This is a genomic window from Paenibacillus sp. Z6-24, from assembly GCF_054161335.1.
On sequence record NZ_CP096398.1, the window covers coordinates 2,499,171 to 2,524,531 of the forward strand.

Here is a 25,361-nt window from a genome sequence, read left to right on the forward strand (position 1 = left end):
TTTTCCATTGTATACTGATAGAGGTGCATTACCAGTAATCTGGTATATTTTAAGAAAAGTAAGGAAAGTGAATCAGGCAAACAGATCCGTTCGAAGGGAGCACTATAAACTAATGAACACAGACATGCACAAACAGCAGAATGATATAGAGGCCAGGCTGTTCTGGCAGGAGTATCTGAACGATATGGCAGAAGCCTCCATACTGCCGCAGCGCTTGAAGAACACCGATCCAGGTCACCATACATATGAATCCATGCCGGATCTGCGGGAAGAAGTTTCTTTTTCGTTTCGTCCAGAGACGACTTTGCTCCTGTTGGAGCAAGCCAGCCAGAATGGGGTAGAGCCGGCTATCCTGCTGCAGACGATCTGGGGAATTGTGCTGCTAAAATACAATAACAGCGAACAGTCGATTTTTGGTGTATCCATTGCAGGTACCCACCTACAACCTTCCTCTGCCGACACTGCAGCCACTCCTGCCGGGACCATTACGCCTGTACGTCTGATCACTTCGGTAGCGATGACTTTTCGGGAACTGCTGCAGGAAGCTCAGCGGTCATGGCGATTGGCGCAGATCCATAATGTCTACGGTCCATCCGAGCTTCAAGAGATTGCAGGTGTATCCCATCCGCTCATTGATCATATTCTGACATTGGAATATGGAGCAAACATGGCAAGCATCCATTCTCCTTTCAGCATTCGAATTCGGCTGGAACAGTCGCTAACCATTACGCTTTCCTATCATCCTGCAGTGTATCACCGTGACCAGATGGAGGCGGTATGCCGCCATCTCGAGCAGGTCGCAGATACGGTGCTGCATCATCCCAACCTTCCTGTCTCTACCATTTCAATCCTTACTCCTGCAGAGCGTCAGCAGCTTATTCACACATTCAACTCCCAGACGCTGGAACTGCCAGTCGGCCAAACGGTCCATGAGCTTTTTGAAAAAATGGTTCAGCGGCAGCCTGATGATATTGCCGTTGTCTTTGGCGAACAGTCGCTCACTTACCGGCAGCTGAACAGCCAGGCAAATCAGCTGGCACGCGTTCTCCGCAGGAGAGGAGCCGGTCCGGATCAGGTGATTGCGATTATGGCTGCACATTCCCTCGAGATGATCGTCGGTGTACTGGGGATTGTGAAAGCAGGAGCCGCCTATCTGCCGATTGATCCATCCTATCCGGCGCAGCGGACAGCCTATATGCTGGAAGACAGTCGTACAACCCATCTGCTGATCCAGCCGGGAGTAAGTGTTTTCCCAGCCTACCAGAGAACAGCGATCCCGCTTGAAGAATCAGTTTGGAGAGATGAAGAAGACCATAATGTGGAACCGATACATCAGGGGCATCATCTAGCCTATGTCATTTACACTTCCGGTTCTACCGGTCAGCCCAAAGGGGTCATGATCGAGCACCATACGCTGGTCAATCTGTGTATCTGGCACAATCATACTTTTCAGACGGGTCCTGCCGATCGCAGTACCAAACTGGCCGGCTTTGGATTTGATGCTTCGGTATGGGAGACATTTCCGCCGCTGCTCTGCGGAATGACGCTGCATGTGATTAATGAAAATATGCGGGGTGATATTTACGCACTGCAAAAGTATTGCGCAGCCCATGACATTACGATAACCTTCCTGCCGACCCAGCTGGCCGTGCAGTTCATGGAGCTGGATCATCCGTCCCTTCGTCTGCTGCTGATCGGTGGAGAGCGGATTCAGCAGTTTCAGCCGCAATCGTATGCGGTCGTCAACAATTACGGTCCCACAGAAAATACGGTAGTCACTACAAGTGGTGTATTGGACGCGAAATCACCAGTGCTGACAATCGGTAAGCCGGTTAGCAATCATCGGGTATACATTCTCGACCGGACAGGTCAGCTCCAGCCGGTCGGTGTGCCCGGAGAACTATGTGTATCCGGCAGCGGACTGGCCCGAGGTTATCTCCATCGTCCAGAGCTAACGGCAGAGCGGTTTACAGAGCATCCGGCCATACCGGGAGAGAGGATTTACCGGACCGGAGACCTGGCCCGCTGGCTGCCGGATGGACAGATCGAGTATCTGGGACGACTGGATGAGCAAGTGAAGATTCGCGGTTATCGCATCGAACCCGGTGAAATCGATGTGCAGCTGATGAAGCATTCTAGCGTTCGCGAATGTCTGACTATCGCAAGACAGGATCAGGAAGGGCATGCGTATCTCTGTACCTATATTGTCGCTGCCAGAGCATGGACGACGGCGGAGCTGCGCGCACATATTTTGCAGACTTTACCGGAGTATATGATTCCGGCGCATTTTGTACAGATGGATCAGCTGCCGATCACCGCGAATGGTAAAGTAAACAAGTCCGCACTGCCAGAACCCCAATTTTATTCGCCTTCCGTGTCTGCCGATCCGGGCACAGCGACCGAGATTAAGCTTGCTGCCATCTTCAAAGATGTGCTTGGCGTACCGCAGGCTGGCAGAGACGATCATTTTTTTGAAATGGGCGGACATTCTTTGAAAGCGATGACCATGGTTTCTCGAATTTATCGGGAGATGAATGTCGATATTCCATTAAACGAAGTTTTCCTCAAACCAACGATCAAAGAACTGGCTGCCTATATCGATCAGACCGAGTCCACTACGTTCGAGAGCATCTCCAAAGCACCCGAGCAGGAGTACTATCCGGTCTCATCCGCACAGCGCCGCATGTATATGGTACAGAATATTCAGCAGACTGCGACGACCGGCTACAATATCCCGCTGGTTTTTGAGATGAAAGGCAAGCTCGATGCGGGACATCTTCAATCGGCGCTGCAGATGCTTATTCAGCGACATGAGAGCCTTCGGACTTCCTTTCATATGGTGGAAGGAGAGCTGATGCAGCGTATCCATACCTATATATCCTGGAATATGGAAATCTATGAAACGACATCAGACCAGCTGCAGACAGGACTCTTGGGATTGGTCCGGCCATTCGATCTGGCCCATGCGCCGCTGTTTCGCGCCGGTCTGTTCCGGATCGGGCAGGATCATCATGTGCTGATGCTGGATATGCATCATATTATTGCAGATGGAGTATCCAGCAAGGTACTGCTTGAAGATCTGATGCAGCTGTATCAGGGCAGGGAACTGCCTGCACTGTCGCTTCAATATCGGGATTATGCCGTCTGGCAGCAGTCCCAAATGAATATGCCACAATGGCGTGAACATCAGCAGTACTGGCTGCAGCAGTTCGAAGGGGAACTGCCGGTGCTGGAGCTGCCTACCGATTACCCGCGCCCTTCCGTGCAGGAATACAGCGGAGATGTATGGAGATTCCGCATCGATGCCCGACTGACCCGGGATATGGAGCAGCTGTGCCTAAAGCATGGGGTTACGCTGCATATGCTCATGCTGGCCGTTTTTCATCTGCTGTTGTCCAGATATACCGGACAGCAGGATATGATCACCGGTTCTCCGATTGCCGGACGTCTTCACGCCGATGTGCAGCCGATTGTGGGCATGTTCGTCAATCTGCTGGCGCTGCGCACACAGCCTGCGCCTGGCCAATCATTTACCGATTACCTGACTCAATGTAAAGCAACGATACTGCAGGCGTACACCCATGCCGATTATCCGTTCGAAGAACTGGTGGAGCAGTTGGAGCTGCAGCGGGATGTGGGCCGGCATCCGCTGTTTGACGTGCTGTTTACAGTGCAGAATTTTGAAAAGTCGACGGTGCATGTACCTGATCTGGAGATGAATCCAATCGATCTGGGCTGGAATCCTTCCAAGTTCGCCATGAACTGGACCGTAGTCGAGGGAGAGTCGCTGGATGTCGCAGTAGAGTACAGTACCCATCTGTTCCGATCCTCGACGATCCGGCAGATGACGGAACATTATACGGAGCTGCTGAGACAGATTGTAGATCAACCGGAACGCAATCATACAGAACTTACGATGATCACTGCCGAGGAACGTGAACAGCTGATCGTCACCTTTAATCAAACGTCCGCTCCTTACCCGAGGGAACAGACGATTCATGAGCTGTTCGAGCGACAGTGCCGCCTTGATCCGCAGCGTCCGGCTGTTATTATGGAGGATCAGCAGCTGACCTACGCCGAGCTGAATACAAAGGCGAATCAGCTGGCTCATACCCTGATTCAATGCGGAGTAAAAGAAAATCAGATCGTAGGGTTGATTACCGAGCGTTCGCCGGAGATGATTGTGTCCATACTGGCGATTCTCAAGGCAGGCGCTGCCTATCTGCCCGTAGATCCGACGCATCCCGTAGAGCGCATCCGTCATATGCTGACAGACAGTGAGGCGCCGCTGGTTATTGTTCAGCACAGGGAGTTATGGACAGGCGCTCGCAGCTACGAAGGCGATATTCTATATCTGTCAGATCAGCCGGAGCAATCCCAGCCGGTTCATTCTCCATCCATGGCAGTCATGGCAGAGCAGCTGGCTTATGTCATGTATACTTCCGGTTCGACCGGTCAGCCGAAAGGCGTAATGGTGACGCACCGGAATGTAGTGAAAACGGTCGTTAATAACGGTTTTCTGGAGATTACACCGGAAGACCGGATTCTCCAGCTGTCCAATTACGCGTTTGACGGTTCAACCTTTGATATCCACGAAGCCCTGCTGCACGGTGCTGCTCTCGTACTGGTTACGCGTGAACAGCTTCTTAATCCGGTAGCACTTATCGCTTCCATTCGTGAGCAGCATATCTCAGTGGCCCTGATGACGGTTGCGCTGTTCAACACACTGGTGGAAGTCGATCTGGATGGACTAAGAGGACTGCGCAAGCTGCTGTTTGGCGGCGAGCAGGCATCACGAATCCATGTAGAAAAGGCGCTTCGTACACTGGGAGAAGGCACGCTCATCAATGTCTACGGACCTACCGAAGCGACCGTATGCGCAGCAGCATGGTTGGTCAATCAAGCTGTACTGGATACCGGCCAGCTGCCAATCGGCCCTCCGATACACAATACAACACTGTATATTCTGAATTCGTCCATGCAGCCGCAGCCGATCGGGGTGACCGGTGAGCTCTGGATCGGTGGCGAAGGCGTATCTGCAGGCTACCTGCGGCGGCCAGAGCTTACTGCAGAGCGATTTATCGAGAATCCGTGGATGCCGGGTACATGTATGTACCGATCCGGTGATCTGGCCCGCTGGCTACCCGACGGCAATGTGGATTACCAGGGACGGATCGATGAACAGGTGAAGATTCGCGGCAACCGGATCGAGCTGGGAGAAATTGAAGCCGGACTGCTGGAACATCCGGCTGTCCAGGAAGCGGTTGTACTCGCTCTAAAAAAGGGCCTTTCCTATTCCAGCCTGTGTGCCTATATCGTTACTACAGGAGAATGGACAGACAGTGAACTGAAAACTCATCTGAATGTGCGGATGCCTGACTATATGATTCCTTCCCGGTTTATGGCTATAGAGCAGCTGCCGCTCACGTCCAACGGCAAAGTGGATAAACGGGCACTGCCTGTACTGCATATCGATGAGGAGCATGACAGAGTTGCTCCACGTACAGAGACCGAGACCCGGTTGATTCGAATCGCCGCCGAAGTACTGGAAATGACGACCGAACAGATCAGTGTAACCGACAATCTGTTCGATATCGGCGGTCACTCGCTCAGTATTCTGAAAATGATCGGCAAAGTCCATACGATCGGATGGAAGCTGGAAATGAAGGACTTCTACATCTATCGTTCCTTTACAGAGCTTGCCCGGAAAATAGATACCGGGAATCTGCATGCTGAAGTAGAGGAGCCCAGGGCGTTTACTCCCGGTATTCCGGTACCTGTTCCATCTGTACGAGTTCAGGGCAGAAGCAGTTCTCCCCAATCAATTCTGCTGCTGGGTGCGACCGGATTCCTCGGCATTCATGTGCTGCATGAGCTGCTGACCTCCACGACTGCCCGGATTACCTGTCTGATCCGCGCTCGCAATATAGAGCAGGCGCATGAGCGGCTTGAAGAGAAGCTGCAGTTTTATTTTGCCACAGTATACAGTCGAGATAGACTTGCCGAGTGGATGAACCGGATCGATGTACGGCATGGAGATATCGCCGAGCCAGGATGGGGATGGAGTGATACCGCGATACAGACACTGGGCGAGTCTGTTGAAGCGGTGATTCATACTGCCGCTCTGGTGAAGCACTACGGGTTCTATGAAGAGTTTGAGCGGGTGAATGTGCAGGGAACGCGTCATGCGGCCGACTTCTGCGCAAGGTTCAGTCTTCCTCTGCATTATGTGTCCACGCTCAGTGTGTCCGGTTCGTATGCGCCGGAGAGTCAGATGGATCTGCCGTTTACAGAAAAGGATCTGTATATCGGCCAGGATTATTACTCCAATGTGTATTTGCGCAGCAAATTCGAAGCCGAGGCGCTCCTGGTGGAGAAATTACGCCAAGGATTGGATGTATCCATTTATCGGGTCGGCAATCTGACCGGACGGTATACGGATGGACGATTCCAGGAGAATATACAGGAAAATATGTTTTATCTCTCTTTGAAAGCACTGGCGATGATGGAGGGCGCCGAGCCTGCGATCATGCAGGAGAAGGTCGATCTTACACCGGTAGACGTATGCGCAGCCGCGATTGTGAGATTGATGCATAACCCTGAGCTGCCGGAGCGTGTATTTCATCTGCATAATCCGTATTATGCCCGTTATGCCGATATCTACGAGGCATTGACCGAACAAGGCTTCCGGCAGACGACGATGAGTCGTGAAGAGCGGGAGACCAGACGACAGGAGCTGCAATCCCGGGATGAAGTGCTGGCCGGAATTGTGACAACATTATTCGAATCTACTGAGCCGATAAACATACGGATTGATGTGAAGCATACAGTGGATATACTGGATACGATCGGATTTGCCTATCCGATACCGGATATGGCCTATTTCAGGAAAATGATCGCTTACGCAGTGCAGGCAGGATTTATGGATCCGCAGCAGCATTCCCAAAATTTTGCTTCATCTTCATCCACATAGCGCACAGTAGCAGCGGATAGGCTGCATAGAACCAAACACCCCAAAGGCGAGAGTTGGCTGCAGCCGAGACTCCTGCTTTTGGGGTGTTTATGCTGTGGAATAAGGATTTTAAACGATCAAGCCCAGCGGTCAAACCAGTATATACCTGTAATGATCTCCTGATTCATTGGAATTTCATAGGCTTCATGCAGCCATTCCATACTGTTGATCTTGTCCTTGACGGCTTCGGCTTCTTCCGGAGAGAGCTGTTTGTCAATTACTTTGATAATGATACGGTCATTCCAGAAATCATAAAAGATAACCGGTGCGCCAATAGCTTCTTCCAGCGCCTGATAAAAACGTCCCCGCACCTCTGTATCGCCCAGCATGATCGTATCCATAAAATTGATAGAAAAATGAATGCTATGGTAGTTCTCTGCTCCCTGACTGACGGAAGCGTGTACTAATGCGGCCTGGCTGCTGTTTGCAGCGGTGGAAGACACCGAATCCGAAGGCTGTAGATCGGCTGCCGCTATGGACGTTGTACTCATCGTGACAGCAAGCAGGGCAGCGGGCAGTAACAGCGCGAACCTTTTTTTCATGGTAAAACCTCCTGTGTAAATGATGGTAATGCGGTTTGGTACGGATTATCTTGGATATGGACGGCTTAAGCCATATCTTCTGATATACCGCTACCCTGTCAAACATCCAAAGCCATATATATGTATTGAATTCTTTTGTGATAGGAGTATGGGATTGGATACAACTAGAGTATATATCAATTTATCTTTCTTTAATATTCTTCAAATGTAAAATTATACTATTAATTTTGAACATATAATGAATGTCTACAGACAAATGAACAGGTGTAAGCACTGGCTCTTGCAAGAGGAAACTCAAGCTGGTCGGCATGATCGCTCGTTTGCTACAATAGAATCAATATTTGAATAGAGCAGAGGAGGTATGGTGAAAAAGAGATTATGTAGAACATACGATTATTTCGAGTGACAAAAAAGATGATTTTGGCAGACAGCTGGCAGGTGAATCGTGAATTTTCAGAACAAGGAACTTGAATGCGAAATTCAATATTCTATGGCAGGGGTGCCTCTGCGGGAAGTCGGTGAGTGGGAAGTGACGGTGACGTCAGCATTAATCTACAGCGTACTTGTTCTCGGTTACCACCCCGGCAGTGTTGAAAATTAATGAACATGGAAACTCCGAAAAATGAATATGCTGGATGAACCTCCGGCAATTTTGCTATAGTAGATAGATAACGCTTACAACATTACATTTTTAATACAGGAGGATTTATGGTGAGCTATCAAAATTGGGCCGGTAACTATACATACGGCGCGACGGAAATGATCTACCCCGAACATACGGAACATCTGCAGCAGCTGGTAAAGGAACACAGCAAAATAAAAGTGCTCGGCAGCGGTCATACCTTTAACGCCATTACAGACACAGACCAGGTATTTGTGTCACTGCGCAAATGGAATCGGATGCTGGAACTGGATGAAAGCCGCAGTACAGTAACTGTTCAAGGAGGCATTACATACGGCGAGTTGTGTGCGCAGCTAAGTGGGACTAATTACGCTCTCCATAATCTGGCCTCACTGCCGCATATTACGATTGCAGGTGCAGTAGCGACTTCTACGCATGGTTCGGGCAGCAGCAATGTAAGTCTGGCAGCGGCAGTGGAAGGTATCGAGATGATCGATGGCAATGGAGAGCTGCATACCTTTCAACGTGGAGACGAGCAATTTGCAGGTGTTGTCGTCAACCTCGGTGCTCTTGGCATTGTGACAAAGCTGACGCTGAAGGTTATACCAAGCTATACGGTAAAGCAGTTCGTTTATGAAAACCTGCCATTGGCACAGCTTAAAGAACATGCCGAAGGCATCTTTAATAACGCCTATAGTATCAGTCTGTTTACAGATTGGCAGCAGCCGAGATTCCATCAGGTATGGACCAAAAGCACTGAGCACGACGGAGCGAGTTATGAAGGCCATGCCAATTTCTATGGAGCGGCACCCGCAGCTGTTCCTCTGCATCCACTGCCGGGCATGCAATCCGAAAACTGTACAGAGCAGCTGGGCAAGCCCGGCATGTGGCATGAGCGGCTTGCCCATTTCAAGATGGAGTTCACACCGAGTGCCGGCAAAGAACTGCAGAGTGAGTATCTGATGCCGCGTGAGCATGTTTACCAGGCGAGTCTCGCGATTTATGAGCTGCGGGAGCATCTGGCACCTGTACTGTTTGTCGGTGAGGTGCGTACGATCGCAGCGGATGATTTGTGGATGAGCCCTTTTTACAACCAGCCGTCCGTGGCATTGCATTTCACATGGAAGGATGACTGGCAGGCCGTCGAGCGTGTGCTGCCGTTGATTGAAGAGGCGCTCGCACCGTTTCATGCACGTCCACATTGGGGCAAGCTGTTTACCGTACCGGCCGAAGCATTGCAGCAGCAGTTTGAGAATCTGCCGAAATTCCGGGCGCTGATTGAAAAGTATGACCCACAGGGGAAGTTCAGCAATGCATTTTTGGATAAGTATGTTCGCAGTATGCAGGGTGAATGACAATAAAAGCGCTGAATCTTATATGGATTCAGCGCTTTACTTACTTTAAACTTCAAAAGCAATGTGTCCAGCTGCATTCATCGGAATCATGATAACCGGTTACACGCTATCTGAGCGGATTGTATTTGCTGTGTCATCAGGAACAAGGCAATAATACAGCAAAATTCTGAATAATGTAATTCATTTTACAATCTGGTGATAAGGATAAACAGCGATGGTTTTATTATTTTAATTTTGCAGCATAGTAAATAATTTTATTTTTTTCTTCTTGAATAATGGTATTATTTTCTATAAAATCAATTTGTAACCATTTAATGGCGATTCAGCATCGTCACTTCCATACTAATCATTCCGTAAGGCACAATCCAATTTGAGAGGATGAACAGAATGAGTCTGGTTGTACAAAACCTTAAAGCGGCGTCGGGTAACAACGTGCAAGCATTTATTGATCTCACCTTGTTGAACTGCAAGCTTAAGGGAGTATATCAGTATACGGTTATCCCAGGTAATGATTCAGAGACACAAACGCAGATTCTTGTCATGCCGACGGATACAGAGCCACAAGGAATGACATTGCTGGAATTGATTAAGGAGATTAATAACATTATTCAATCGTTTGGTGATGGAGAACCTGTTACTACAGATAACATGAAGGAAACGCTGGATTCGATGGGGCTGAAAAGCATTGAGGCCATCCAGGTACAGATCCGGCAGCTTTTCATTTATACGAATAAGTCCAGTATCGAAGCTAATTCCAAGCCATGTGAATATGCATTCAACTTTGTGATAACGAATCCTGTCGATCCCAACGAGAGTTTAAAAGTTTTTCATATTGAGCAGCTGGGATTTGCTGTCTTCAATACAAATCGCCCAAAAATTATTGAACGTATGCAGCTTGAAAATATTGCTCAACTCTTAGCTTGATCTAAGGGAGGGACTAACAGATGGAAGTCTATGATGCTGAATCTGTCTTATCGTCAACTGTCGTGCTATACAGCGAGTTTTACATAAAGGATGCGTTGTTTGAAATCGTATTCTTGAAAAATAAAACCGGCGTCTTGGTGTCAGGTACATGGATCAATCGGAGTATCTCATTTGAAATGAACGATGCAGCTGCTTACTTTGATATTGTACTGCCTGATTTTTTGAATTTCGAATGGTTGATCGAAAACATCTGTCTTCAATATTCGACTTCAGACAGCAGTTTGTGTTTCGAAGCAGTCATCCGTGATTTTGGTAAGCTGACGTTGACTTCTGGAAAAAATTCAGGGCAACAAAAGCGAATTTATAAAATCAAACTGGATTTCAACAGGAAGCTGGAACTTTCGAGCCTTCCGATTATCGGAAGTTTTTGCAATCCGGGAGACGGATTTATATTTAACAAAATAGATTTTCAGTATTGTCCGGAAATCAATCTAATACTTTCTCTTTTCTCAAATCTGGTTATTAAAGGTACGGATATTCCTGTCAACATAGACTATACCCAATCGCTTAAACCGAAACCTCTAAAGTCACCCCCCACAACTATGACCGACACAGCGTCTCTCCCTGCTAATACGATTCATTGGCTCGACATCAACAAAGGCTTTAGCGTACTGTATTTTTCCAAGATCGGTTTCAGCCTGTTTGAATCAGAAATTACGCTTTATCTGGATGCCAGCTTTACGATTGCCATGCTGCGCATCGATTTTTATGAACTGTATGTATCAACTTCGCTTAAAAAGCTAAACGATATCCGTTTTGGACTGGGCGGCTTAATGGTGAGTTTTGATAAACCAGGCTTCCGCTTATCCGGCGGATTGTATCAGTCCCAAGAAGACAAATCGCTTTACAATGGCGCACTCGGCTTGAAGATCGGCCAGTACAGCTTTCAGGCACTGGGTTCGTACGGCGAGTTGCCTGGCAGCAGTGAGAAGACATTTTTTGCCTATTTAATGCTGGGTGTCCCGCTTGGCGGACCAGCGTTCTTCTTTGTAAACGGACTTGCTTTCGGATTTGGAGTGAATCGTTCAATTCGGCTTCCTGATTTGCAAGGTGTCCGTCAATTCCCACTTGTATCAGCAGCGATGGGCGATGCTTCTTCGGAGTTGAAACCGGATACGCCCCCTGAGCAAGCACTTGGTGCGCTGAGCGAGACGATTGTGCCGGATTCCGGTCAATATTTCATATCCGCAGGCATTCGTTTTTTGACATTCGGTATGTTGGAAAGTTTTGCCCTGCTCAATATTGAGATGGGAGGCCGATTGGTAATTTCGCTGCTGGGACTATCAAACGCCTCAATTCCTCCCAAATTGACTGGCGGAAGTCCAATCATGCGAGCCGAATTGGCCATGAAAGTCGTATTCGATCCAGACCAGGGTGAATTTATGCTGACGGCTGCTTTGACGGACCGATCATTTTTATTTGATCCTGCCTGCAAACTGACCGGTGGATTTGCAATTGGATTCTGGTTTAAAGGCGCTTACAGCGGCGACTTTATCGTAACGCTAGGAGGATGCCATCATCCGGCTTTCCAAAATACACATTATCCTGTGATTCCACCGCTCGGCGTCTCCTGGATCGTGAACGACAATATTTCAATCAAAGGAGAGTCCTATTTCGCACTGACGCCCGCTTGTCTGATGGCGGGTACAAGTCTTAAGCTGCTGTTTGAATGGGGCAATCTCAAAGCCTGGTTTTTCGCGGCTGCAGATTTCATTTTAAAATGGAAACCTTTTTTCTATCAGGCAAGGGTTCAAATCAGTGTTGGCGCGTCTTACCGTATCAGTGCTTTTGGCATTGGTAAAACCTTCAATGTGGAGATAGGCGCCAGTTTAATACTGTGGGGACCAGAATTTTCGGGAAAAGTTCGGGTGAATTGGTACATCATTTCATTTACGATCGAATTTGGAGCAGGAAGTGAGAATGAACCAGAGCCGATCGGATGGAACGAATTTGTGGATAGCTTTATACCCGGAGCTTTTGACAAAGAAAAGCTTGATAGTTCAACAGCATTATCGGCGGCGAGCAGAGCAAGACTTGGAAGTGTCAGTCTGACAAACGGTCTATTGGCTCAGTACCGTGACGCCGATGATCAAGACGCTTATGTAGTTGACGGATTTCGGGCGAATTTCCTGATTGAACAGAAGGTACCTTGCACTGGTCTGTTCTTTAACGACCAATCCCTGCTGAAGCGAGAGATCCAATTGGGAATTGCTCCAATGAAGCTGAACGATGTGCAAATGAAAGTGAATGTAACCATCCGAAATAGGATGAACGGACAGTATGTTACGGATCTGGATGCTGTGATCGAATATCGAAATGTACCGTCCGCGCTATGGGGCACCGGAAAACCGGATCTCAATCATCCTATCATTCCGGATATGCCGGTAGGTTTGTCGGTATCCGTGAAGCGTACTGATTCCATCATACATATCCTGCCGGAACAGGGCACCTATGAGGAATCGGTATTAAGCTCGAGCGAATCGATTACTAGAGAAGTCGTATATCTCGATCCTGTTTTCAAACCGGCGGTGCATTATCCGGCTGAGCCTGAAATTGCATTTCATCTCTTGCAGAACACAATCAAAAGCAATTTCGATCGGGATCAGCTGCTGCTAGAGACAGCCTCTGCGTTCGGCACATGGAGTCAGGCGCACATCTGTACATTGGCAAGCGATCCTCAGACCGTACTACTGGCTGTGCCTGTGCTGCGAACAACAGGTGCGGCTGCTGCAACAGTATACTAATTCGGATACGACGAAAGGGAGACGATATGGGAAAATCTATTCGTTTTTCAGAACGGTGTGACCCGGCCTTGAAAGCGGGAACGTACAAGATCGAGGTTGAAACTGCCACCAGTGTTGAATGTCTATTGGCTAACGAATCTACAGAATTCAAAGTCTCCACTGAGCGATTCCGACTCTCGCCTGACCAGATTTATTCCGTCTACCCGCCTCGCGAAACGGTAGGTAATTACAGTGAATGTTTGCCGCATATTGTGCTCAACCGCAGAACGCTGCCATGGGAGAAGATGCTGTTGAGTCACGTTCCGGCTATGCCTTGGCTGGCTCTTCTGGTTTTTGACGAGACAGAGGGAGTCGAATTGATCGAGGGCACTTGTGAGGAAGCACTGAAACCTGAAGCCGGAACTTTTGTCCCTGATCTAATATTGGAGACGTACGAGAAGCCCGATGCGCCATGTACATACGTGCGGATTCCAACAAAGATCGCGGCCGGTATCCTTCCTTTTGCAGAAGCGTTATCACTGCTATCTCATGGCAAAGGCGTAAGTTTGGACCCCAAAGTTACGGATGCTTCTGTAACCGACGACTGGTTCGCAACCGTTGTGACGAATCGCTTCAGTCTTGAACCTGAAAAAGATGATGCATCCATTCGTCATATCGCTTGCCTCGTATCGCTGGAAGGTTACGAAGCCTGCCTGGAGAGCGAGCAGGGACGGCGGCAGGCACTGGCCGATTGCCAGGCGGTTCGAATGATTGTGCTGACGAGCTGGAATTTCTCAATGGCGAAAGCCGCGTTCGACTTCGCATCCACGTTCACTTCGTTGGATGCAGCAATGATTGCGACACCTTATTCGGGCGACAACCAGCTGGTACGGCTGTTGTCCGACTTGGGCTATGTGCCGATGAATCATCAAGTCCGTGATGGCAGCCGCACTGTATCTTGGTATCAGCCGCCACTGATTCCTTACAATGAACCAAAGGAAGAAGCCGTTTGTGCGCGATTTGCCGATCAATGGCTCGCTTACGACCCGGGTATTGGCATGATGGATATCCGATATGCCAGCGCTTGGCAGATCGGCAAATCGATGGCGTTAGCGGATCAGTCTTATGCACAGCGATTGTACGCCTGGCGTCAAAATAACGTACGATCCGTACGAACTTCGGTGTACCGCGGATTACTCAGCTCGCATTTATCCGGATATTATGACGGCGCGAATATTCGGTATCGATTAAAAGACACTTCGATCGGAAAGCCGTTTATCTGCGCATTACGCAGCGATCAGCGAATCGGAAAACCGGACAGTGGCAGGCAACTGATTTTACAGCAGCTGCACGAACGATATACATCTCTATTAAGCGAGGTGATTGGCGATGAACATACGGACTGATTGGGAAAATTCGGCCCATGCGCTTCATGGACAAATCCGCCGGGCATTCGGTGAACTTGCCGAAGAGCCGCCAGTAAATGCAAACAGCTCGGAAAGTGAGCTGATCGACTGGTTGAGCCGCTTATGTTTACTTGATAATGTTCCTTTTCATTATCTGATTCCATCCGACCTTCTGCTGCCCGACAATGCAATTCGTTTATTTTACATTAATCCCAACTGGCAGCGGGCACTGGTCGATGGAGCCTGCAGTCTGGGCCGTAATGCTTCAATTGATCTGGACCATGACAGGCAGTTGATCAACACGGTATTCTCGCAAATCGGGAAACAGGTAAAAACAATCCGCCCGCGCCTTCAGAAGAAGGAGCTCGCGCCAGAGGAAGCGGAAGAAGAAGTGCAAGTTATCGGCGGCTTCATTTTACGATCACCACTTGTGCGAGGTTGGCGCGGGCTGGAATTTCAAGCGCTGTCCGCAGATGGCGAACTGTTGAGAGCGCTTCGCATTGAGAATTTGTCCGACGATGTGCTGATCGGTCTATTCGACGGAGTACCATATACGCTAAAAGTCGCCCAGCCGCCGGAAAGCTTTTATTTTGGATTCAATCATATCAACGGGAATTACAGCAAACGGCTCAGAAGCTTTGAGACTGGAGCACTGTTGGCCAACACCGATACAGTGGAGGTGGTTATGCAGGATACGAAGATGCGTACGATCGATATATGCGCAACCGCCCGCAATATCGAGAATTTTTTCCATAGGCCTGTGACCTCGGCTGAGTTTGCACTGCAAATGATCAAGACGCCTTATATCGGCCAAGTCGTTCGTACGGATAACGAGAGTTGATTGACACTTTTATAGGAGAAAGGGGAAGATCAGGATGTACAAATTTTTAACTGATTCTCATAATCGCGTTCTGGAACAGATTGATCCGCATACCGGCATGTTGGAGCTTGATTTATCTGATCATGATCATTATGACTTTTTCCTGAGACAGATTGGCGGCATCGAGCAGTTTGAGCAGAGACATCCGCATCTTATGCCTGTACTCAAGGACCTTCAAACCCGTCCGCTGCTGCGCTCTTCTAAGATTTCAGATACCGGTTACCATAATGGTCCGGATAACAAGATGGCAATCGAAAATCTTATTTTTCAGCCGTCAATGCAGCTCGGTTCCGCAAAGAAGGCGAATGACAATCCGGATGGCTTGGCTCTCGCGTCGATCATAGCCGAGTACATTGAGGAGAAAGAGCATATCAGCGTCATTTCCCACCTTTACGATGTTACAAATGATATGTTACTGCATACTACAGCGGATAATGTTAGGAATACCTGCAGTTATGAAGGGACTATTCAGGCCAACTATCCTCGATACTTTAAAGATACACCCCAGGAATTCATGATTTACAGCACGTTTTATTGTTCAACACGCGCAAAAAATGATTTTGAACCTGCTCGATTAAATGCTTATGTTACCAAAAATGAAGGGTTTACCTTGCAAGGGAATAAGGATATCATCAAATCTTTCACGCTTAATGACCCTGTCATCCAGCCCAAACATCAAAATGATCCAGCTCATACAGAAGTTAAAATCTCCTACATTCGTGAAGGTGCGATTCCTGATTATGATTACACAAACGACGATCAGCCGTTTGTGTATGAGAACCACACTAAAATTTTGGTCCGGGTTCCATTCTCGGTCACGGTTGAAGCGGCGGACAAATGGTCTATTATCGGACTTGACGAACAGTACGGATACCGTATGTGGTTGAAAAACATGGTCAATGGTACAGTGAATTTTTACGGTAACCCGGACGAGATTATTCAGCGAAAAGACGCGTTCGACGATCAAAACCAATGCATTAAAATGACCTTTATATTTCCTCAGTCGTGGAATAATATACTCGACTTCTCTGAGGTTGGTTATAATCCTTATACAAATGTAGACTTTTACTCTTCGTTTGGCGTGGTCATGTCCAGCGATTACGATTTGACAATTGGAGTTTCCGTAAAAAGCGACGGTAAAGATTACGATATGCTCAACATCCAATCTGCCAAAATTTTTATTCAATGGGGCTGCGTTGCACGGGATACGGAGATCGAGATGAGTGATGGAGTGCTCAAACGAGCGGACCAGGTTCAAATCGGGGAAATGGTTCGCTGCTTGAATGGAGACGCAGTTCAAGTTCGAAAAGTACTGACCGGTTACGAGCACAGGCTCTACAGCATATCTACGGCTAGCCGAAGCATACGTGTGACGCCCGATCATATGATGTGCACCGAACAGGGTTTGCAGCGCGCAATCGAACTGAAGGTCGGAATGCAACTGCAAACTGTAGACGGATTGGAAACGATCACGGATTTGAAGTGGTCGGATTACAAAGATACGGTTTATAACTTCGAATTCGACACCGAAACGATTCTGATCGGCAATGGCTTGTTAATTGGCGATTCCATGCTGCAAAACCGTAAGAAGGAGTTGATAATGCATGAAAATTAATTTTCATTACTTCACGGTAAAGTACATTGCGGCTCGGTCAGGATATAACGATCAAGAAGCTCAATTGATCGCATCCGCCTGTCAGTTTATCAATGAGAACAATCAGGATGTGACTGTCTATTTGAAAAAGGACAAGTTGTCTGAAGCGATCAAAAAGCGTCATCTGTACCAGAACGAACCATCCAAAGGGCCGGATATGTGCAAAGTCCCGCTGTTGCTTTCTGCAATCGACGAAGAAAGCAATACGGATGCCTGGAAAAGTGAACTCAAAAACAAACAAATTCAAAAAGAGCGATTGATCCCATTTAATTACTTTACCGATGCTGCGATGGGTGATGACGGAGAAGGCAATACGGAATACCGCGTCTATCCGATCAAGAATCTTCAAAGCAGCGAAGCCTTCAGCCGACTATTCCGCAACGCAGCGAAACGGTATGAACCGAATCGCGGGGAAGCTCTTACGCCTGAATCGATTCAGGGACTTCGGCGTCTTGGCGTGCTGCTGCATATCGTTTCTGACAGCTTTGCTTATGTACCGTTTAATGGTTACCAGAGCAATGTAAACGCCTGGAAGATTGTAGAAGTAAAAGATAGTCGAACGTTCAAAGATATTACGAAACAATATAATTTAGATAAATATGCAGCTTACCCTAACATAGGCAAGTTCAAAACCGGCAGCGTGTGTGATGACTATAATATCCAATTTATATTAAAAAATAATACATCGATGAGTCACTATACTCGACTCAGCAATGATTACTTTGCCAAAACGGCTAAAGCGGTGTACGGGTTCCTATGCAACTTCATAGGCAAAACTCCCTCTGATCAGGACTGGCGTGATAATCTGCTGCCTGGGCTTATCAAGGGATGGAATACCGACTTGGAAAGCTATGCAGATTTACAAAAGCATTGGAGCGATGCAACAGGAGTGAATTATGATTACGATGCGGATGCAGTACGGCAATCCATTGTGGAACTGGATCCGGACTTACAACCAGAACAGCAGGAATATTTTGACTTTCTTTTGATAATTCAGGACGTTCGGGAAACTGTGCTTGGTATTTTACAGGAGGCGGACGACATGCTAAGTGAAAATAAAGAGGCTGCTCATTCATGGGAATGTGAAGTCTCTGAGCCCAATTTTACAGGAGACGATTATGAATTGAATATTTCAGCCACTTTACCGGCCAAGCTGGATTCGCTGGCTTTGATTGTTACAATTTTCGATACGGACACTGAGGAGCTGATCAAGTCAGAACCCTACACGTATAAAAGCGTTAGATCAATTAATGAAAAAATGATACTGGGCATTCCGGACGATAATCAGAACCTGGTGGCCCGGTTGTCGTTTACATGGAAAAACGACAGCGGACAAGAGAAAAAAACATTCACCAAAAACTATACGGTATTCGGAAATTCGACGGTGATTTCGCAGCTTAAACCGGTTCATCCTGTTAGCCGAACCGGTAGGCCTGCGATACAGATTGTGAATGGAACGTCCAGCACAACCGCCGATTACAACTATCCACTGAATGCGATGTACATATCGCAGACGGGAAACAGCCAGCTCGACCTGTACACGCCGATTGATCTGCAGATGAAGTTGGATGACGGATTCAAGCTACTGGGTTACAGCGATCTGCATATTACGCTGACCTCGCTGTCCGGCCAATCATTCCGGTACTGTAACAATTCCAAATTCGTAACCTTTAAGGGGGACCCCGATACTGGGCTTTTGCATCTCAAAGCCGCCGAGGAATGGAAAAACCGACTCTCCACCCGGGAATTTAGTGCCAGCATTGCCAGAATGAAGCTTGCCATTCAAATTACGCTCGAAGTCAGTTCAGGACGGGAAGAAGGCTACCGAAATATTATGATCGACACCGGCAAGGACGATCAGTTCGCTGCTGATATTGAATATATGTGGAACCTTTAAAGTGGAGGAACGCCATGACTAAAATGGAGCCTGAGGCAAATATTCTCTGTGTACCGATCCGGGTGGAAGCGATGATGGTCGGGATAAGTCCCGTGCCGACAGTATTTGCCAATATTCCGGACGACTTCACTCGCTTGCGCATTGATCTGCTTGGAAATTATGTACCTTCCGATCTCATGAGTACCCAAACAATGCAAAAACCTGGTGTTCATCTGAGCTGGAGGCTGCCGGCAGGATTGAGACAGGGATTTCAGGAAAGGGAAGATGCCGAACCCGAATACCCGAATGTGCCTGAGCGATGGATTGTCACTCGGCTCTGGTCGACCAAAGCCGAGCCTGACATTTTACTCACCCGGCACTGGATTGTGGAAAGCGATGCACTGGAAGCAGTCAGTAGTTCTGAATACCATAATGAAGGCAGCTTGACGTTTCCAAAATTGAACGATCGTCAAAGACTTTACCGGTTTCTCGGTCGATCATACCCTTATGAAACGCAGGTTGCCGAACCTGCCGAATGGTTAGATCCTTTGACTGCCCTGGGGCCTGGCAATCCAGCTTTTTCAGCGATGTATCCATATCATGTGAACGTATTCGGTTTTTATGACGATCTGATGGATGAAACAGGCAAGCGGCTGGAACATGTATCGATCGGTTATATTGTACGCGGAAAATACCGGGATGGTCGGCTGCTTGTACATACGCCTGAATCGTGCCGCGAACGCTACGGCTGGCAGCCGCCAGAAGCTCTCGCATATCCGGCTTCGCCGGTTCTGCATGGCATATTGAGCGATCTGTACTGGATCAACGATCAAACCGACTATAACGCTCCGGTAATTCGCAACCTGCCAATGCCTAAGTTAGCCGTAGGCAATACGTCGGCTGAAGCGGTCGCAGCGCTGTATGGAGAGCGGGATCGATCAAATGAGACTTTACTGGGCGTGCTATTAAATGATCAGAGCCATAAACTACTCAATCTAAATGGCATATATCAATCGGATTATGCACAGCATGATCGACGATTTCAAATCTATGCCGAACAGAACACGTACAAACTTCAAAGCAACATTAACGATCCAAGTTATACTGAATTGCCGGAATTGTCGACCACCGATCGGATTCTGTTTCGCAATTTGCAATCGGGAACCGCTAATCTTTACCGGCAATCATTTGATGCAGATGCAAAGAGGGCGGGGATCTACACTTTATGGTGTAAGTACATGATCAAAGCGCAGAACACCGATCCTTCTCAGAGCCAGGCAGCCCAAAAGTGGATGTCCGTTTATCAGGAAAAGCTCAACCAAGAAATCCGGGAGTTGGACAATGCCGAGATCGAAATCGAGAAGTCGAGCGAGCGTCTTAAGGTTCTGGGCGAACAGTTAGCCTATTCTGTGCAATCCACGTACAAGCTGGAGCAGACCTCCGGCAGTCGGTATTACGAGCCAAATCCGCCTGTGCTGCTATTATCGGGCGCAGGCCGGGGGACGCTGTTCGAGCCGCATACTTCCGAAGACGAGCGGAATCTGCTGTCGTGCCGGATGCTACAGGAAACGATAAATGTGCTGCGCTTTGATATTACGGTGAGAGGGCAGGCTTATGCGCCGATTTTATCGAGTGCGGAGCTGCTGCCTGAAGCGAGCGTGAAGGGTGCATATCCGCAGTTGCTGCTGGAAGGTGTTCTTTTTAGCTTGAACAGTTCCGACCGGATCACTATGCTGCTCGGCGAACAGCTCGGACTGCTGCCTTTTTCGGAAGAAGAACGAACTCAGGTCAACGCACAGGTACGCCGGATTCAAGTGGATATGACAGCGGGAGAGGTTGATCCGCAAGAGCGGTTTCCAGATTCGGCGTTTGCCTCAGTCTGGACACCGCCGTGGAATCCTGTCCTGCTCTGCTGGCGAGGTATTTATTACCCGGATAAAGCGTTGATCGGTAGTCATCCGGTTCTTGAGAACTGGACATTTGGCAATACGGATTACACGTTCAGCGGTCCAGTGATCGATACGAGCAGTCCGGTCACTCTCAGCGGACGAATCTTTCTGACTCCCCATATCGCGAAGCAGCTGCAGACAATGACAGTAAAACAGTTTGGAGACGAGATGCCCCGCACTTTGACGTCGCTGGATCAAGCCGATTATCTATCACAGGCACTTGACGGATTCAATGAAGCATTTGTGATGAGTCTGCTGTCGCTGCAATTCCCTGTTATGGTCCCACCAAAAGGAGATGTTGAACTGGCGGATCATGTGGCCAATGTGCTGACAGGGTTTGCTGTGGAGCAGCCACGATTCAATACTTTTTTCTCGCCTTTGCGCGGTGGCTTTTTCAAGTTCGACCAGCTTAGACTGATCGATACATTCGGACAATTTCAGGATATTGTGTGCAATGAATATGCACTTGCCGAAGACATGCGAGCATCAAAAGAAGTGCTCGGACAGTACGTGATGCTTCCGCCCCGCTTTATTCAACCGAGCCGGCTTGCTTTCGATTGGATTCAGGCGAGGAGTCCGGAAGTATGTGACTTTAATCTTGCGGATTCGCCGGTGTGCGGATGGTTGGTCCCTAACCACGCGGATCAAAGCCTGATGATCTACGACGAGCAGGGCATCATGCTGGGCAGCCTGATCGCAACTGCATTCGATGGAGCCCGTGTACAATGGCGAAATGCGCCGGGCATGCCGATAGCGGAGCAAAATACTTTTGACATGAATGGGGAAGAGGAACTGCCGACTTCAATGAATGCGGAGATAAAGGGATTACTGAGCGAGATGCTGCGCCGAAGTCGCGAGTCCCGTGAAGACGTGCTGACTCCATTTCTTCAGATCGTTGATTCGGCGTTATGGGATATCGATCAACAAGAATCGGCGGCCCCTGGCGGCTTGAGTCTATTCGTTGGAAAGCCGCTGGTACTCGCCAGAGCGAGAATGAAGTTGGTACAAACCGGTCCACCTGCCGCTTACAAGCGACTGGAGCCCAACAACAAGCCCATCCCGCCTATACCTGACATATCAATCCGGGCATTTGAAATGCCATTATGGGTCGGTGAAAAGCGGCACACTGGAGATGGGACAATCGGATTTTTTGTTCAGGACAGCCCGGGCTACGGGCAGTTCAACAGCGCTTTCGCGTCAGCAGATGAGACATCCGATTATTTCCGTCGTAATAACCGGATCGGCGTTCCAGCGGATGACCAAGCGGAAGGAACTGTAATCTCGCTGATTTTGGACCCGCTGGCCTCGATTCACTTGATTAGCGGTATGCTGCCCGTCTCGGAGCAGCGCATTCCACAGGATCGGATCGAGTTTGCGCTGAATCGTCTTCATCTGATGCTGTATTCGGGGCCGATGCTAATGGGAGAAGACAGTGTGTTGCTGCCGCTGACCAGACTTCCGGACCGGGAGTGGACATTTATTACGCCCGGGGAAGTAGAGCAATGGATCGAGACACAAAATCCTAAACCGTCCAACGGAAATGCTTTTCTGGCAAAACCGCCGATTCGTGCATTGGAAGGATGGCTGAAATTAAAAACGGGAGGCGAACATGGAGCCGAACCTTCAAGTTGAATCAGAACTGCTGGACAACTGCCGCTATCTCCTGGATATCGATAATAATTGCATTGCGGTGAATGAACAGGTCAGCCTTGGCCATGATAATCCGGTACGTGATCAGCTGACGTTTCAACTGCTGAATCCGGAGAGGGATCACCGACTTGTCTTCGATAATCCGCTAATGCTCACGTCGGAAATAATTTTAAAAAAACTTCAAGACAGAGAGACTATCAGTGATACATCGTATATCCGCTTCTTTTTCCCATGCGGAGATGAGCAGGGAGACTTTATCGACGTCCAGCGAGGGCAGCTGATTACGTTCGAGACCGAATCGGGCGATTGGTCCGTCGCGCACGGCGTTGTGGAGGACGGGTATCTTAGTTTCGTTATCAGTTGTTATAACCGGTACGTGATCGAAACGTTGTTTAGTGTGTATTTCCGGTGCTTAAATATTCAATCTTATACGCCTATAGGACTTACTTATGTATATGCGGATATTCAGAATGTCGTTGGCATTCAAAATGTAATCAAAACATTCCCGATTCGAAAAACGCCTGCGACTCCACAGATCAATCGCTTTTTTAGCGATCCTACCACGATCGGAGCAGAGGGAACTGTCCGATTGGAGTGGCAGACCAGCGGAGCGGGAGAAGGGCAGCTTACGCCTGGCCGGACGGATATTTTCTCTCTTTCTTCTTCTGGTATGAAAGTGGAATTGAACCGGAATATGGCCTATCACTTGTCAATAAAAGGAAACGGGCTGGACACGGAAGCTTTTGTAAATTTGTATGTACATCCTCCGGAGATCACCCAACTGGATTACGACCCGTCAACCCGGCAGGCAGCTTGGCAATCCCGCTACAATAATCCGCTTCAGCTTGGAATAGGTACAGCCTGGACGTCAGTTGACCAAAGCGGCAAGCAGCAGATTGTTGTGCCAGATAAGCCCCAGCTTGTACTACGCGCCAAAGGCCGCATCTACCGGGAAGCAGCTGGCCTTAATTTGCAAGGACTCCTACTGGATAAGCCGCAGCGTTTTGAAAGCCGAATTCGCGTATATGCAGATTATGTACACAGCAGGTGGAACTGGATCACACAAGATTCACAAAATGTTTTGTTTCAGATTACTGAAGACAATGTGTTCTGGTATACGGCATCCAGGGATGCTTCTGGAACATTCAAATACGTATCTGAACTTCCGCTGCTTGGTGCCAGGCTCATCTGTACGAAAAGCGATGGAAGTCCGTATCCGGTCTTGCTGCTGAATGGGGAGGTGGCGCAATGGACCGTTTGATTCAAGCGAATGTTCAGGGAGCGAAGACGATTCTGCTCAGCGAGCATAAGATAAACACGGATTTGTTGTTTCCTAACACAATAAATATCGAAATTGCAAACGTTAGCTGCGCCGAGACCGCTTCTTTCGTAAATGATCTTCCGGAAGATGCACCAATCCCAGGGATTGAAGAGGAACAAAATATTATCTCGGTCATCTATATTTATTTCCCGCTTGGAAGCGGGGATGCGTATCTGACAACGCTAGAGTGGGCAGCGAAGATGGTTGCTTACCCTCCGTACAACTGGGCAGCCGAGCAGGCATTCGATTCGGAGCGGTATGGCATGTATTTCAAGTTCTATCCGCTGTATGCATACGAGCTGGCTCCGAGAGATAAGTTTTATATCAGCATTGGCAATCTAATTTCATTCGGCGAATTAGAGAAAATGATATACGCAGCCGTACGTTTTCCCGCTGTTGCGATGAATACAAAGGCAGCTGGATTAAAGGAAAAAGCAGTGGGAAGTACAGCTGTTGCTGGCGGGACCGATTTTTTGGCTTATTTCAAAAAAAGATCACCACTGCATATTTTAAGCCTTAACTGCAGCCGCACCCAAGTAGCGGTAGGTGATACGATAACAATCGAATGGGCTGTAGCCGGCGATGTCGAAAAGTGCGTACTAACACCTGGAGATCTGGTCGTTGAAAGCGTAGGAAGCCAAAAAATCGAGGTTTTCGAAGATACCATATTTTGTCTGTATGCATTTGGCGATGCCCGGCAGGTTGTTCGTACTGCCACAGTATATGTGGAGTCTCCCGTTATTACACGTTTTGCTTCAGATTTCATAAATAATGAGGCAAAGTACGGGCAAATAGTAACGTTATCGTATGAAGCTGAAATTGACTGTGATTTATATCTCAATCAAGGCATCGGGCGTCTATCCGGGACATCAATCTCTGTTATGCCCACGAGAGCTTCAACTGTATACACTCTGAGCGGGATGGGAACAAAAGCGCTGATCCAGCAAAGTCTTACCATTAGAGTTGTGGACTATCTGGAGGTAGAACAGTTTACTTATTACCGAACCGGACATTTCCCGGATGCATACCGTTACTATTTGACTTGGGAAGTCTCGAACTGTACCACAATTCAGCTGACGACATCGGATGGACAGGTTCGCAGCTCAGGTCAGGCCAGAGGCAGCATCCAATTTGCTAATCCGCTGGACGTTCCACTGACAATTACACTGTATTGTACGGGTACTTCCGGGCAGCTTATCAATCAAGTATATTCGGTAAAATCGAATACACTTGAGAAAGCCTAGATAAAACCCGTATTTTTTGAGAATCAATAAAAATGATATACACAACATAGCGGACATGTGCGCACTCCTATCCAGTACTTGGCGGACGTGTGTAATCTTACCTAGTACTCGCTATGTTTTTTTGCTTATATTTTTGTCCTTCT

The 25,361-nt window shown here is 48.2% G+C and carries 12 protein-coding genes; 11 read left to right on the plus strand and 1 reads right to left on the minus strand.

What is annotated here, in order from left to right; translation table 11 throughout:
- Nucleotides 1-112 precede the first annotated feature (112 nt).
- Entirely contained in the window at nucleotides 113-6,973 is a 6,861-nt protein-coding gene (locus tag M1D61_RS10965) for an amino acid adenylation domain-containing protein (RefSeq protein ID WP_458122368.1), read from the plus strand.
- Nucleotides 6,974-7,089: 116 nt separating this feature from the next.
- Here the strand turns inward: M1D61_RS10965 and M1D61_RS10970 are convergent, their stop codons facing one another.
- The gene (locus tag M1D61_RS10970; RefSeq protein WP_458122369.1) at nucleotides 7,090-7,554 is read right to left on the minus strand and encodes a hypothetical protein; all 465 of its coding nucleotides are present in this window, start codon (nucleotides 7,552-7,554) and stop codon (nucleotides 7,090-7,092) included.
- A gap of 711 nt (nucleotides 7,555-8,265) precedes the next feature.
- Between M1D61_RS10970 and M1D61_RS10975 the strand changes: the two genes are divergently transcribed.
- The 10 genes from M1D61_RS10975 (at nucleotide 8,266) to M1D61_RS11020 (ending at nucleotide 25,218) form a co-directional block, all read left to right on the plus strand.
- The gene (locus M1D61_RS10975) at nucleotides 8,266-9,531 is read left to right on the plus strand and encodes an FAD-binding protein (RefSeq protein WP_458122479.1); all 1,266 of its coding nucleotides are present in this window, start codon (nucleotides 8,266-8,268) and stop codon (nucleotides 9,529-9,531) included.
- Between the two features lie 387 nt (nucleotides 9,532-9,918).
- Nucleotides 9,919-10,455 (plus strand): hypothetical protein, encoded by a 537-nt coding sequence (locus M1D61_RS10980; protein WP_458122370.1) that lies wholly within the window; start codon nucleotides 9,919-9,921, stop codon nucleotides 10,453-10,455.
- A gap of 20 nt (nucleotides 10,456-10,475) precedes the next feature.
- On the plus strand, nucleotides 10,476-13,259 hold the full coding sequence (locus tag M1D61_RS10985; protein WP_458122371.1) for a DUF6603 domain-containing protein: 2,784 nt from the start codon (nucleotides 10,476-10,478) through the stop codon (nucleotides 13,257-13,259).
- A gap of 68 nt (nucleotides 13,260-13,327) precedes the next feature.
- Nucleotides 13,328-14,644 carry a hypothetical protein gene (locus M1D61_RS10990; RefSeq protein ID WP_458122372.1) on the plus strand — a complete coding sequence of 439 codons (1,317 nt, stop codon included), beginning with the start codon at nucleotides 13,328-13,330 and terminating at the stop codon, nucleotides 14,642-14,644.
- A complete protein-coding gene (locus tag M1D61_RS10995) occupies nucleotides 14,628-15,485 on the plus strand; it encodes a hypothetical protein (RefSeq protein ID WP_458122373.1) in 858 nt (285 codons plus the stop codon). Before M1D61_RS10990 ends, M1D61_RS10995 begins: the two co-directional genes overlap by 17 nt.
- A gap of 34 nt (nucleotides 15,486-15,519) precedes the next feature.
- Nucleotides 15,520-17,139: a Hint domain-containing protein gene (locus M1D61_RS11000; RefSeq protein ID WP_458122374.1), complete on the plus strand. Its 1,620-nt coding sequence runs from the start codon at nucleotides 15,520-15,522 to the stop codon at nucleotides 17,137-17,139.
- Nucleotides 17,129-19,075 (plus strand): DUF6765 family protein, encoded by a 1,947-nt coding sequence (locus M1D61_RS11005; RefSeq protein ID WP_458122375.1) that lies wholly within the window; start codon nucleotides 17,129-17,131, stop codon nucleotides 19,073-19,075. The genes M1D61_RS11000 and M1D61_RS11005 overlap by 11 nt, the downstream gene beginning before the upstream one ends.
- 14 nt (nucleotides 19,076-19,089) lie before the next feature.
- Entirely contained in the window at nucleotides 19,090-22,635 is a 3,546-nt protein-coding gene (locus M1D61_RS11010; RefSeq protein WP_458122376.1) for a hypothetical protein, read from the plus strand.
- Nucleotides 22,613-23,914 (plus strand): hypothetical protein, encoded by a 1,302-nt coding sequence (locus tag M1D61_RS11015; RefSeq protein ID WP_458122377.1) that lies wholly within the window; start codon nucleotides 22,613-22,615, stop codon nucleotides 23,912-23,914. The genes M1D61_RS11010 and M1D61_RS11015 overlap by 23 nt, the downstream gene beginning before the upstream one ends.
- On the plus strand, nucleotides 23,902-25,218 hold the full coding sequence (locus M1D61_RS11020) for a hypothetical protein (protein ID WP_458122378.1): 1,317 nt from the start codon (nucleotides 23,902-23,904) through the stop codon (nucleotides 25,216-25,218). Before M1D61_RS11015 ends, M1D61_RS11020 begins: the two co-directional genes overlap by 13 nt.
- Nucleotides 25,219-25,361 lie beyond the last annotated feature (143 nt).